At 71.5% G+C, this 13345-nt stretch carries 11 protein-coding genes; 4 read left to right on the top strand and 7 right to left on the bottom strand.

The features are described 5' to 3' along the window. The 3 genes from A3Q37_RS29880 to panB form a co-directional block, all read right to left on the bottom strand. Positions 1–867 (bottom strand): ABC transporter permease, encoded by an 867-nt coding sequence (locus tag A3Q37_RS29880; RefSeq protein ID WP_065489264.1) that lies wholly within the window; start codon positions 865–867, stop codon positions 1–3. Next, positions 864–1877, bottom strand: coding sequence for an ATP-binding cassette domain-containing protein (locus A3Q37_RS29885; RefSeq protein WP_065489345.1), 1014 nt, complete (start codon positions 1875–1877; stop codon positions 864–866). The genes A3Q37_RS29880 and A3Q37_RS29885 overlap by 4 nt, the downstream gene beginning before the upstream one ends. A gap of 187 nt (positions 1878–2064) precedes the next feature. After that, entirely contained in the window at positions 2065–2952 is an 888-nt protein-coding gene (gene panB, locus A3Q37_RS29890) for a 3-methyl-2-oxobutanoate hydroxymethyltransferase (protein WP_065489268.1), read from the bottom strand. Between the two features lie 198 nt (positions 2953–3150). Here panB and A3Q37_RS29895 point away from each other — a divergent pair, with 198 nt between their 5' ends. The 4 genes from A3Q37_RS29895 to A3Q37_RS29910 all read left to right on the top strand — a co-directional run bounded on the left by A3Q37_RS29895 (position 3151) and on the right by A3Q37_RS29910 (position 8579). Beyond that, entirely contained in the window at positions 3151–4773 is a 1623-nt protein-coding gene (locus A3Q37_RS29895; protein WP_065489270.1) for an MFS transporter, read from the top strand. 131 nt (positions 4774–4904) lie between these two features. Then, complete coding sequence (locus A3Q37_RS29900) at positions 4905–5804, top strand: TetR/AcrR family transcriptional regulator (RefSeq protein WP_079138046.1); 900 nt, start codon at positions 4905–4907, stop codon at positions 5802–5804. 230 nt (positions 5805–6034) lie between these two features. After that, on the top strand, positions 6035–7060 hold the full coding sequence (locus A3Q37_RS29905; protein WP_065489275.1) for an endonuclease/exonuclease/phosphatase family protein: 1026 nt from the start codon (positions 6035–6037) through the stop codon (positions 7058–7060). Between the two features lie 217 nt (positions 7061–7277). Next, complete coding sequence (locus A3Q37_RS29910) at positions 7278–8579, top strand: MFS transporter (protein ID WP_065489277.1); 1302 nt, start codon at positions 7278–7280, stop codon at positions 8577–8579. A gap of 190 nt (positions 8580–8769) precedes the next feature. Here A3Q37_RS29910 and A3Q37_RS29915 read toward each other — a convergent pair whose 3' ends face one another. From A3Q37_RS29915 to A3Q37_RS29930, 4 genes are all read right to left on the bottom strand, one after another. Beyond that, positions 8770–10524, bottom strand: a complete 1755-nt coding sequence (locus tag A3Q37_RS29915) for an NAD+ synthase (protein WP_065489279.1) — start codon at positions 10522–10524, stop codon at positions 8770–8772. Between the two features lie 121 nt (positions 10525–10645). Beyond that, on the bottom strand, positions 10646–12235 hold the full coding sequence (locus tag A3Q37_RS29920) for a multicopper oxidase family protein (RefSeq protein WP_065489285.1): 1590 nt from the start codon (positions 12233–12235) through the stop codon (positions 10646–10648). Positions 12236–12297: 62 nt separating this feature from the next. Next, entirely contained in the window at positions 12298–12717 is a 420-nt protein-coding gene (locus tag A3Q37_RS29925; protein WP_065489287.1) for a DUF6153 family protein, read from the bottom strand. Positions 12718–12827: 110 nt separating this feature from the next. Continuing rightward, entirely contained in the window at positions 12828–13253 is a 426-nt protein-coding gene (locus A3Q37_RS29930; RefSeq protein ID WP_065489289.1) for a CBS domain-containing protein, read from the bottom strand. Between the last annotated feature and the right edge of the window lie 92 nt (positions 13254–13345).

Consider the following 13345-nt stretch of genomic DNA (forward strand, 5'->3'; position numbering starts at 1 on the left):
TCAGGCCTTCTTGCGGAACTTGGACACCGCCAGCGGAGCCATCACCAGCGTGATGCCGGCGGTCCAGGCGAGCGTGACCCAGACGGAGTTCGCGACCGGGCCGCCCATCATCAGGCCGCGCACCGCGTCCGCCAGGTTCGACAGCGGGTTGTAGTCGGTGAAGGTCTGGAGCCAGCCCGGCATGGTCGTCGGCGGCGCGAAGATCGACGACCCGAACTGGAGCGGCATCAGCACCAGCATGCCCATCCCCTGGACCGCCTGGGCCGTCTTCATGGCCAGCCCGAGCACGATGAAGATCCACATGATGGCGGCGCCGAACACCGCCGACAGGGCCACGGCCCCCAGCAGGCCGAGCACCGACGTGCCCAGGGTCATGCCGAGCGCGAAGCCCATCGCGAGCAGGATGACGATGGCGACCATCATCCGGCCCAGCTCGACGACGATCTTCGCGATGAGGACCGAGGAGCGCGAGATCGGCATCGTCCGGAACCGGTCCATGACGCCCTTGCGGAAGTCGTCGTTGACGCCGCTCCCGACGGCCATGGCGATGTTCATGCCCATCATCGCCATCAACCCCGGCACCAGGTAGTTCAGATAGTCCTGCCGGTTTCCGCCGAGGCTGCCGCCGACCGAGCCGCCGAAGACGTACACGAACAGCAGCGTGAAGATGACCGGCATCAGAAGGACGTCGAACATCGACTCCGGGTCCTTCTTGATCTGGAGCAGATTGCGCCGCGCCAGGGCCCCGATGTGCCGGAGGTTGGCCCGGAGACCGATCCGGCCCTCCGCCGCCACGGCCGCCTTCGCGGGCGCGGGGCCCGGGGACCCGGCGGGCGCGGGGGTCAGTGTCGTGGTGGTGGTGCTCATGCGGCGACCTCCTGGGGAGCCGGGTCGGAGAGAGGGGAGGCCTTGTCGCCGGTGATCGCGAGGAACACCTCGTCCAGGCTGGGCAGGGCGGTGGAGACATGGGCGAGCGAGAACCCGCGCACGCCCAGCAGCCCGATGACGGCGGTCAGCTGCTCGTCGCTGAGGATGGGGACGTACAGCAGCCCCTCGTCCGGCACGGCCTGCGCCCCGGCGACACCGTCGAGTCCGGCCTCCCGGATCGCCTGGGCCATCGCGGGCAGCTCCGCCGGGTCCGAGGGCCGGATGTGCAGGGTGCGGCCGCCGACCTTGGCCTTCAGCTCGTCGACCCCGCCCCGGGCGATGATCTTCCCCCGGTCGATGACCGTCAGCTCCTTGGCGAGCTGCTCGGCCTCCTCCATGTACTGCGTGGTCAGCAGGACGGTGGCGCCCTCGGCGACCATCCGCTGCACCTCGTCCCAGACCTCGTTACGGGTCCGGGGGTCGAGCCCGGTCGTCGGCTCGTCCAGATACAGCACGGACGGGTTGCCGATCATCGAGGCGGCCAGGTCGAGGCGGCGGCGCATCCCGCCGGAGTACTCCATGCACGCCCGCCTGGCGGCCTCGGTGAGCGAGAACCGCTCCAGCAGCTCGTCGGCGCGGGCCCGGGCCTGCTTGCGGGGCAGATCGAGCAGCCGCCCGATCATGTACAGGTTCTCCCAGCCGGAGAGCTTCTCGTCGACCGAGGCGTACTGCCCGGTCAGGCCGATGGTGCGGCGGAGCTGCCGGGGCTGCTTCACCACGTCGTAGCCCGCGACGACCGCGTGGCCGGCGTCGGGGGTGATCAGGGTGGACAGGCAGCGTACGAGGGTGGTCTTGCCGGCGCCGTTGGGGCCGAGCACACCGAGGACGGTGCCCTCGCGCACATCGAGGTCCACGCCGTCCAGAGCCTTGGTCTCGCCGTAGTGCTTGACCAGCCCCCGCACCTCGACGGCGTTCCGGCCGCTGCCGGGGTTCTTGTCGATTCGTTCCATGTCCACCAGCAGACCAGCGCCCACCGACAGCTCACCGACAGACCGCCGATACGGGCTCCAGACGTGCGACAGCCCGCCGATGGGGGATGTCGGCGGGCTGTCGGTGGTGCGGGAAATGGCTGATGGGCGCCGCCGCCGGCAAGCTGCGGAGCGGCGGCGGCCGGGGGAGACGGGGATCAGAGGGGAATCAGTGGAAGGTGTGCTCCGGCGCCGGGAACGTGCCCCCGACGACCTCGTCCGCGAACTCCTTCGCCGCGTCACCGAGCACCTGGCGCATGTTGGCGTACTGCTTGGTGAAGCGCGGTACCTTGCCGCCGGTCAGCCCGACCATGTCCGTGTAGACGAGCACCTGCGCGTCGGTCCCGGAACCGGCGCCGATGCCGACGGTCGGGATGTGCAGCGTACGGGTGACCTCGGCGGCCAGCTCGGCGGGGACCAGCTCCAGCACGACGGCGAACGCGCCCGCGTCCTGGACGGCCTTGGCGTCCCGCAGCAGCTGCTGGGCGGCCTCCTCGCCGCGGCCCTGGACCCGATAGCCCATCGCGTTGACGGACTGCGGGGTCAGGCCGATGTGGCCCATGACCGGGATACCGGCCTCGACCAGCAGCCGGATCTGCTCGTGGGACCGCTCGCCGCCCTCCAGCTTGACCGCGCCGACGCCCGACTCCTTGATCAGCCGGGTGGCGTTGCGCAGCGCCTGGACGGGGCCCTCCTGGTACGAGCCGAAGGGCAGGTCGCCGACGATCAGGGCGCGCTTGGTGCCCCGGACGACGGCGGCGGACAGCATGGCGATCTCGTCCATCGTGACGGGCACGGTGGTCTCGTAGCCGAGGTGACAGTTGCCCATCGAGTCCCCGACGAGCATGACCGGGATCCCGGCCTCGTCGAAGACGGACGCGGTCATCGCGTCGTAGGCGGTGAGCATGGGCCACTTCTCGCCGCGCTCGGTGGCGGCGGCGATGTCGTGGACGGTGATGCGGCGGGTGGACGTCCCTCCGTACAGCGCCTTGCTGCTGTCGGCGGACGGGCCCGCGGGGGAGGTCGAACTCTGTTTCTGTGCAGCCTGAAGCGACATGGCCAACGGCTCCTTCGTCATCTCGAGGCGCCCTGACGGCGTCCCCGGATCCCTTCCATGGTGGCATCCCGCCCCACCACTCGGGAAGTGGGCCCGCCCACTCGGGAAGCGGGCCCGCGGGCACCGTCCCGGGACCGTTGGGGAAAGCTTTAACAATACGAGACGGTCTCGTATCGAAATGGGGTTAGGCTCTTCCCCATGCCCATATCGTCCGGCGCGCCCGCCGCGCCCGCCGTGCCCCGTGTTCCCGAGGCGATCCACCGCCGCCGCTGGTGGATCCTCGCCGTGCTCATGTTCAGCCTGCTCATCGTGGTGCTGGACAACTCGATCCTGAACGTCGCGGTCAAGACGATCGCCAGCCCCGCCCCCACCGGCATCGGCGCCACCCAGAGCGAGCTGGAGTGGGCGATCAACTCCTACACGCTCGTCTTCGCCGGACTGCTGTTCACCGCGGGCCTCCTCGGCGACCGGATCGGCCGCAAGAAGGTCCTCCTCGCGGGAACCCTGGTCTTCGGCCTCGGCTCCGCCCTGGCCGCGTTCTCCGCCTCGCCCGGTGAGCTCATCACCTGGCGGGCGCTGATGGGCTTCGGCGCCGCCTTCGTGATGCCCGCCACCCTCGCCGTCCTGATGAACGTCTTCGAGCGCGACGAGCAGCCCAAGGCCATCGGCATCTGGGCGGGCAGCGTCGGCCTCGGCATCGCCATCGGCCCGATCACCGGCGGGCTGCTCCTGGAGCACTTCTGGTGGGGCTCGATCTTCCTGGTGAACGTCCCCGTGGTGGTCCTCGCCGTGATCGCCATGGCGATCCTGGTCCCCGACTCCCGCGACCCGAAGCCCGGCAAGGTCGACCCGCTGGGCGTCGCGCTCTCCATCGTGGGCCTGGTCCTGCTGGTGTACGGGATCATCCGGGGCGGCGAACTGGCCGACTTCACCGACACCACCGTCCTCCTCGCCATCGCCGGCGGGCTGCTCGTGCTGGCCGGATTCGTCTGGCACGAGAAGCGCAGCAGCCACCCGGCGATCGACATCACGTACTTCCGGAAGCCCGCGTTCTCCGCCGCCGTCGCCGCGATAGCGCTGGTCTTCTTCGCGCTCATGGGCGTGACGTTCTTCTCCGCCTTCTACCTCCAGAGCGTGCGCGGGTACAGCGCCCTCCAGTCGGGCCTGCTGATCCTTCCGCTCGCCGCCGCCCAGATGATCTTCGCGCCCCGGGCCCGGCTGGTCGTCGACCGCTTCGGCGCCCGCGCGGTCTGCACGGCCGGCATGCTGCTGGTCGCGGCGGGACTCGCGTGCTTCGCCCTGTTCGACGCCGGTACGCCGGTGTGGGTGATGTGCCTCGTCTTCTTCGTCCAGGGCACCGGGATGGCGCACATCATGCCGCCGGTCACCGTGGCCGTGATGCAGGCGCTGCCCCGGGAGAAGGCCGGTTCCGGTTCGGCCGTCAACAACACGTTCCGCCAGGTCGGCGGGGCGCTCGGGATCGCGGTCCTCGGCTCGGTGCTCTCCACGGTCTACCGGGGTGACATCGAGGGCCACCTCGGCGCGGTCCCGGCCGGGGTCAGGGACGTGGCCGGCGAGTCCATCGAGGCCACGCTCGGCGTCGCGGAGAAGCTCGGCCCGGTGGCCGGAAAGCCTCTGGTCGCCGCTGCCAACGACGCGTTCATCAGCGCCATGCACGTGACGGCGCTCGGCTCGGCGGCCGTGGCGCTGATCGGCGCCGTGGTCGTCGGCCTGTTCCTGCCGGGCCGCCCTCCGGCGGCGACGGAGACCCCCGGGGCCCCCGAGGAAGCCCGCCCTCCGGCGGACCAGCTGACCAGCTGACCGCTGCCCCGACGAGGCCCGTCGATCGGGGCGCCCCGGGTCGGCGAGAATCGAGGCGACGGACGTACGCGGAACGTACGGCGAACGAACGTACGAGGAACGACGACGGCGCGGCGAGAGGCGGCTTCACGGTGCAAGGCCAGGACGGCGAGCGGAACCGGCACGGGGCACGGGACGGGGGCGAGCCGCTGGCCGGGGCGTCGGCCGGCACCCCGGCCGGTACGCCGACCGAGGCTTCGGCCGGGGCACCAGCAGCTGGTACGCCGACCGGGGCGTCGGCCGAGGTTCCGGTTGAGGCGTCAGCCGGGACGTCGTCCGCTGTTCCCGCCGGGGCTCCGACCGGTACTCCGGCCGGGGCATCAGCCGGTACACCGACCGGGGCTCCGCCTGGGGCATCAGCCGGTACGCCGACCGGGGCATCGCCCGGAGCCCCCGATCCGGAGCCCCGGCGCGGACGGCCCCGTTCCGCCGCCGCCGAGCGGGCGATCCTGGACGCCGTCATCGCCCTCCTGGAGGCGGGCGAACCGCTCGCGGCCCTCTCCATCGAGCGCATCGCGCGTACGGCGGGCGTCGGCAAGGCCACGATCTACCGCCGCTGGTCGGGCAAGGAGGAGCTGTTCGTCGACGTCGTACGCGACATGGAGCCCACCGACCCGCCCGTCTCCGGCACGGCGGGCCTCGCCGACCTGCGCGTGATGCTGGAGTCGCTGCGTACCCGGGGCCTCGCCCAGCGCTCCTCGGTGCTCCTGGTCAACATCTTCGCCCAGATGAAGAGCCACCCGAAGCTGTGGAACGAGTACCACGACACGGTCATCGCCCCCCGCCGCGTCGCGATGCTGGAGGCGGTGCGGCGCGCGGTCGCCGCCGGGGAACTCCGCGACGACCTCGACGTGGAGCTGATCGACGACCTCTTCGTCGGCCCCATGCTCGTCCGCACGGTGCACCGCCCCGACGCGCCGCTGCCCGACGACCTCGCGGACCGCATCATCGCCGCCCTGCTCCAGGGGCTCGCCCCCGCGGCACGAGTGTGATCGTTCTGTCACAAGCCGCCCCGGCGGGCCCCGGGCCGGAACCCGTCCTCCCGACTTCGTCGTCCTGGTCTCCGTACGGGATCTCCGTACGGCCGTCGGACACGGAACACCGGGCGGGCCGCCAGGCCGGCAGCCCGGCGGGCCGGTAGGTCGACGGCGGGAAAGACGCCGCCCATCACCTAGGGTCGAGGGCGCGGCGATGTGCAGGGCAAGGCAGTGAGGACAGCGCGATGGTGCAGGCGTACGGAGCGGACACGGACAACGGCAGCGCGGAGCAGCCCGGGGCCCGCGGATCCCGCTTCCGGGGCCTGCGGGACAGACTGACGTCCGACCCGGGCATCTGGCGGCGCGGCATCCTCCTGGCCCTCTGCTCGGTGCTGCTGACCCTGCTGATGGTCGTCCACGCGCAGATCCCCAACCGCCTCGGCAACCTCGGCAGCCTCATCGAGACGTTCCTGCCGTGGGTCGCGCTCTTCATCCCGGTGCTGCTGGTCCTGGGCCTGCTGCGGCGCTCCGCGACCGCCCTGATCGCGCTCCTGCTGCCCGTCGTGGTCTGGCTCAACGTGTTCGGCGGCCTGCTCACCGACAAGTCCGGCGGCGGCGGTGACCTGACCGTCGCCACCCACAACGTCAACGCGGGCAACCCCGACCCCGAGGGCACCGCGCAGCAGGTCGCCGGATCCGGGGCGGACATCGTGGCGCTCCAGGAACTCCCGGGCCGGCAGGTCTCCACGTACGAGAAGTCGCTGGCCGGCCGCTACCCGTACCACTCGGTCCAGGGCACCGTGGGCCTGTGGAGCAAGTACCCGATGGCCGACACCAAGCCCGTCGACATCAAGATGGGCTGGACCCGGGCGATGCGCTCGACGGTGAAGACCCCGCAGGGCGAGGTCGCGGTGTACGTGGCCCACCTGCCGTCCGTGCGCGTGAAGCTGCACGCCGGGTTCACCGCCAACCAGCGCGACAACAGCGCCGACGCGCTCGGCGAGGCCATCGCCGACGAGCGCGTGAAGCGGGTCGTCCTCCTCGGCGACCTGAACGGCACGATGAACGACCGCTCGCTCAACGCGGTCACCGCGCAGATGCGCTCCACCCAGGGCGCGGCGGGCGACGGCTTCGGCTTCAGCTGGCCCGCCTCGTTCCCGATGGCCCGGATCGACCAGATCATGGTCAAGGGCGTCGAGCCGATGGCCTCCTGGACCCTCGCGGCGACCGACAGCGACCACCTCCCGATCGCGGCCCGCGTGGAGCTGTGAGAACGCCCGGGGAGACAGCCGGGGGGACGGCCGCAACGAGCCGTTCACCTGGCGGTGGGCGACCCGGCACAAACGTCTGCGACAATTTGTTCCAGTAACTTACATATGGCTGGCGTGAGCCGTTGCCAGGCACCCCGAGTGCCCCGGCAACGGCTTCCTGCCGTGCGCGCGCCCCCGCCCCGCTCAGCACCACCGCATTGTGAAAGGTCCCCTCCCCATGCCCCTGGCCCTCCTCGCCCTGGCCGTGAGCGCCTTCGGCATAGGCACGACGGAGTTCGTCATGATGGGCCTGCTGCCCAACGTGGCGGACGACCTCGGCACGTCCGTGCCCACCGCCGGATACCTCGTCTCGGCGTACGCGATCGGCGTCGTCCTCGGCGCACCGCTGCTCACCGGCCTGGGTTCCCGCGTCCCGCGCAAGAAGATGCTGCTGCTCCTGATGGCGCTGTTCACCGTCGGCAACCTGGCCTCCGCGCTCGCACCGGACTTCGGCTGGCTGGTCGCGGGCCGCTTCCTCGCCGGTCTCCCGCACGGCGCGTTCTTCGGCGTCGGCGCGGTGGTCGCCGCCCGGCTGGTCTCCGAGGGCCGCCAGGCGCGGGCGGTGGCGACGATGTTCCTCGGCCTGACGGTGGCGAACATCGTCGGCGTCCCCGCCGCCACCCTCCTCGGCCAGCACCTCGGCTGGCGGGCCACCTTCCTGGTCGTCGCGGCGATCGGCCTCGCGGCGATGGCGGCCCTGGCCCGCCTGGTGCCCCGTATCCCGGTCGAGGCTCACCAGGACGTACGCCGCGAACTGCGCGCCCTCGGCAACCGTCAGGTGCTCCTCGGCCTGCTCACCGCGGTCTTCGGCTTCGCCGGGGTCTTCGCGGTGTACTCGTACCTCTCGGCCATGACCACGAAGGCGATGGGCTTCGGCGAGTCGTCCGTCACCCTGGTCCTGGCCCTCTTCGGCATCGGCATGACCCTGGGCGCCCTCGCCGCGGGCCCCCTCACGGACCGCGCCCTGCGCCCGACGCTGTACGGATCGCTCGGCGCCCTCGCGGTGGTCCTGGTGGCGTTCCCGTTCACGGTGCACGTGCAGTGGGCGGCGCTGGCGATGGTGGTGCTGCTCGGCGCCGTCGGCTTCATGACGACGACTCCGCTCCAGATGCTGGTCATGAACAAGGCAAAGGACGCCCCGACCCTGGCCTCCGCCTCCAACCACTCCGCCTTCAACCTGGCCAACGCGGGCGGCGCCTGGCTGGGCGGCGTGGCGATCGCGGCGGGCTGGGGCTGGACGTCCCCGGCGTTCGTGGGCGCGGTGCTGGCGGTGGCGGGCTTGGCGATAGCAGCAACGGCGGGCTACTTGGACCGGAACGGGGGCAAGCCCCGCTCCCGAGTGGTGGCGGCGAATTCAGCCCGCCCGGCACCCAGTCCAGCCCGTCCGGCGTTTGAGGACGGAACCGTTGCTCCGGGCGGGCCGGCCACCCACGTGGAACCCAGCCCGCCCGGCGCCCCATCCAGCCCGTCCGGCGTTTGAGGACGGAACCGAAACGCCGGGCGGGCCCGAGGCAACATCGACCCCGGGCCCGCCCGGCAACCCCAGCCCGTCCGGCGCTTGAGGACGGAACCGGCACGCCGGACGGACCGGCCCCTCACGTGGAACCCAGCCCGTCCGGCGCTTGAGGACAAAGGCGGCCGCCGGACGCCCCCGGCAACCACCCACCCCGCTAAGACGACTCGCGCCACCGATTCGTAATCGGCAACCGCCGATCCTTCCCGAACCCCTTCGGCGAAATCTTCGTCCCCGGCGGATACTGCCGCCGCTTGTACTCCGCCGTATCCACCATCCGCAACGTCTTCGCCACCAGCTCCGCATCGAACCCGGCCGCGACAATCGCCTCCATCCCCTGGTCCCGGTCGACGTACAGCTCCAGGATCGCGTCCAGGACCTCGTAGTCCGGCAGCGAATCCGTGTCGACCTGCCCCGGCCGCAGCTCCGCACTCGGCGGCTTGGTGATCGAGGCCTCGGGAATCGGCGGGGTCTGCCCCCGCTCCTCCGCAGCCCGGTTGCGCCACTTCGCCAGCCGGAACACGGCCGACTTGTACACGTCCTTGATCGGCCCGTACGCCCCGACCGCGTCCCCGTACAGCGTGGAGTAACCGACCGCCAGCTCCGACTTGTTGCCGGGCGCCAGCACGATCTGCCCCTCCTGGTTGGAGATGGCCATCAGCGTCGTACCGCGCAGCCGCGCCTGGAGGTTCTCCTCGGCCAGCCCCGTGAGCTGCAACGACTCCATGTACGCGTCGAACATCGGCGCGATCGGCACCGTACGGAAGTTGAGCCCGGTACGCCGCGCCAGCTCGGCCGCGTCGTCCTTGGAGTGCTCCGAGGAGTACTTCGACGGCATGGACACCCCGTACACGTTCTGCGCACCGAGCGCATCGCACGCGATGGCCGCGCAGATCGCCGAGTCGATGCCGCCGGAGAGCCCGATCAGCACGCTGCTGAAACCGTTCTTCGCAGCGTACGCGCGGAGCCCCACGACCAGCGCCGAGTAGATCTCCTCCTCGTCCTCCAGCCGCTCCGCGTACCCGCCCGCGAGCTCCGGCTCGTACGCGTCCACGGGCCGGTCCGACAGCACGACATGGTCGATCCGCAGCCCGTCGTCCACGACGCCCGAGGGCGCCACGGTCGCCGCCGCCGGCAGCTCCAGATCGAGGATCACGCTGCCCTCGGAGAACTGCGGGGCGCGGGCGATGACCTCGCCCTCCTTGTCGACGACGATCGAGTCACCGTCGAAGACGAGCTCGTCCTGACCGCCGATCATCGCCAGATAGGCCGTGGTGCACCCGGCCTCCTGGGCCCGCTTGCGGACCAGCTCCAGCCGGGTGTCGTCCTTGTCCCGCTCGTACGGCGAGGCGTTGATGGAGAGCAGCAGCCCGGCCCCGGCGGACCGGGCGGCCGGGACGCGCCCGCCGTCCTGCCACAGGTCCTCGCAGATCGCGAGGGCCACGTCGATGCCGTGGACCCGGACGACGGGCATCGAGTCGCCCGGCACGAAGTACCGGAACTCGTCGAAGACGCCGTAGTTCGGCAGGTGGTGCTTGGCGAAGTTGAGTGCGATCCCACCGCGGTGCAGCACCGCGGCGGCGTTGCGCGGGGAGCCGGCCGGCTGTCCGTAGCGCGCCGCGGCGTGCTCGGAGCGGTCCAGGTAACCGACGACGACCGGCAGTTCGCCGAAGCCCTCCGCGTCGAGCCGGGCGGCCAGCGCGCGGAGCGCCTGCCGCGAGGCCTCGACGAAGGACGACCGCAGGGCCAGGTCCTCGACGGGGTATCCGGTCAGCACCATCTCGGGGAACGCCACGAGGTGGGCGCCCTGTTCGGCGGCGTGCCGGGTCCAGTGGACGATCGCCTCGGAGTTGCCGGCGAGGTCGCCGACGGTCGAGTCGATCTGATTCAGTGCGAGGCGTAGTTGAGGCACGTCCGCCAGTGTAATCGTCTTTCTGACGCGATGTCCCGGCGGGCCGGGCAAAATCTGCCCCGGCCCACCGAAACCGCAGGTGGGACGGTTGTGCGCACCGACCCGCAGAGTCCCCGAGGACTCAGCCCCGGTACCCGAGGACCGCCATCATCCCCGCCTCCGCGTGGTAGACGTTGTGGCAGTGGACCATCCACAGCCCCGGGTTGTCGGCGTCGAAGTCCACGGTCAGCGACCGGTGCGGTAGCACGATCGCGGTGTCCTTACGGGCCCCGGCCGCGCTCCCGCCGAGCGCGAAGGTGTGCCCGTGCAGATGCAGCGGATGCCACATGGCCGTCCCGTTGTCGAAGACGAGCCGCACCCGCTCGCCCGCCTCCACCGGCCGCCGCCGCTCCGCGTCGTACGGCTGCCCGTCGAAGGCCCAGTCGTACGTCGCCATCCCGCCGGTGAGCCGCATCCGGATCGTCCGGTCCGGCAGCCGGACGGGCAGCGCGACGGACGGATCCGGAACCAGCCGCCCCGCCTGCACCACCTCCCCCTCCAGCTCCCTGGGACGTACGGAGGCGGCGGGCGCGGCCCCGCTCCCGGTCCGCAGGACGGCGAGGGCGGCGGCCTTCTTCCCCTCGGCCAGGGCGGTCAGCGGGAAGACCCCGTCCCCGGCGGTGACGAGGACGTCGTACCGCTCGCCCATCCCCAGCAGCAGCGCGTCCCCCGGGGTGTGCCGGACCGGGAACCCGTCGGTGTGCGTCACGGTCATCCGGTGCCCGCCGAGCGCGACGCGGAAGGCGGTGTCGCCGCCGGCGTTGATGATCCGCAGCCGGATACGGTCACCGGGCCGCGCCTCGAACGTCTCCGGATCGTCCGCGATTCGCCCGTTGACGAGGTAGTGCGGATAGGCGACATCACCGGCATCGCCACCGAGCGCCTCACTACGGGCCCCCATCATCATCCGAGAGGGACCACCGCCCTCCGGATCGTCCTCACCGGAACCGGCCATGGTGTGCGCACCATGATCCATCCCGCCGCTGCCATGCCCCATCCCCCCGGACAGCTCCTTGAGCACGGCGTCGGGCGTCGAACCGTCCACCCCGTCGACCCAGTCGTCGAGGACGACGACCCACTCCTTGTCGTACGCCAACGGCTCCTTCGGGTCCTCGACGATCAGCGGCGCGTACAGCCCCCGGTCCTGCTGGACGCCGGAGTGCGGGTGGAACCAGTACGTCCCCGGATGCGGTACGGCGAACCGGTAGGCGAACGCGGCCCCCGGGGCGATGTTCCGCTGGGTCAGCCCGGGGACCCCGTCCATGTCGTTGCGCAGCGCGAGCCCGTGCCAGTGCAGGGAGGTGGGCTGCGGGAGGTGGTTGGCGAGGGTGAGGGCGAGGGTGTCCCCAGCCGTCACCCGCACCTCGCGCCCGGGCAGCCGGTCCCCGTAGGCCCAGGAGGCGACGGTGGTGCCGCCGCCCAGATCGAGCCGGGTCCGGGTGGCGGTGAGGGAGACCTTCCGTACGGGCCCGGAGCCGCGCGCCGCCTCTGCCGCCTCGACCTCCTTGCCGCCGGGCGAGACGTACGTACCGGAGTCCTGGGCCCCGCCGCCGGGGGAGTGGGCGCCGCCGTGACCGCCGCCGCCGTCGGAACAGGCGGCGAGGGCTCCCGTACCGGCGACGGCGAGAGCGGCGCCGAGCACGGCGCGTCGGGTGGGTCGGTGCATGGGCATGCTGAAGACACCTCTGAAGAACTTGGTGGTTTCGAGAAGGGGCGGAGGTGAGACGCCCACTCCTAAATACGCAGCACCGAGACGCTTGCGAGCACCGATATCGGGGGAGGCGGATTCGGCCGCAGCACACGCAGGAGCCCGGAAATCGTCGGCGTACCGAGAGGCCGCCCGTCGGCGCGCAGGCCGAGCAGCCAGGAACCGACGAGGGCGAGGCTCCAGGCGCCGAGGACGGCGAGGCAGACGGAGAGCGGATCCATGCCGCTCATGGGGGCGTCGGTGCCGGGGGAGTCGTGCGGCGGGGGATGCTCGCCCATGGCGGCCGACGGCGCGGAGGCCGTCGGCATCGCGGCCGATCCGCTGTGCTCGGCCGGATGGCCGACCGGATGCCCGACCGTATGCATGGTGACGATGCCGAACAGCAGCGCGGCGAACAGCATCAGCTGCCCGTACGTCACGCTCCTGCTCCGCGCTCTGCCCGCCATGCGGGCCACCCTACCCCCGGCGGGTATACCGACGGACGGCGGCCCGACGCCTCTCCGCCGAAGCGGAGCGGGGGCGCCGGGCTCGCTCTGTCAGCTGCGGGAGTAGACCTTCAGCTGCGGGAGTAGACCTTCTCCGCCCAGCCCGCGATCTGCTCCTCGGTGAGGTGCTGGGCGAGGTCGGCCTCGCTGATCATGCCGACCAGCCTCTTGTTCTCGACGACGGGGAGCCGGCGGATGCGGTGGGTCTGCATCTCCTCCAGGACCGCGTCCACATCGGCCTCCGCCTCGATCCAGCGGGGCGTGCCCTGCGCGAGATCGCCCGCCGTGACCTTCGACGGATCGTGCCCCTTGGCCACACAGCCGACGACGATGTCGCGGTCGGTGATGATGCCGATCATCCGGTCCGAGTCGCCTTCGGCGGAGACGGGCAGGGCGCCCACGTTGTGCTCGCGCATCAACTGCGCCGCACGGTCGAGGGTCTCGTGGGCCGGGATCCAGCGGGCCCCGCTGTGCATGATGTCTTTGGCGGTCGTCATGGGGGATTTCCTCCTGCGTGCCGATGGCACTGCCGTACGGCCCCGAGCGCACCCATCGTCATCGGCGGGGCGGGCACGCGCGACCGCAATCA

It is taken from the genome of Streptomyces sp. PTY087I2 (assembly GCF_001687325.1).
GTDB lineage: Bacteria > Actinomycetota > Actinomycetes > Streptomycetales > Streptomycetaceae > Streptomyces.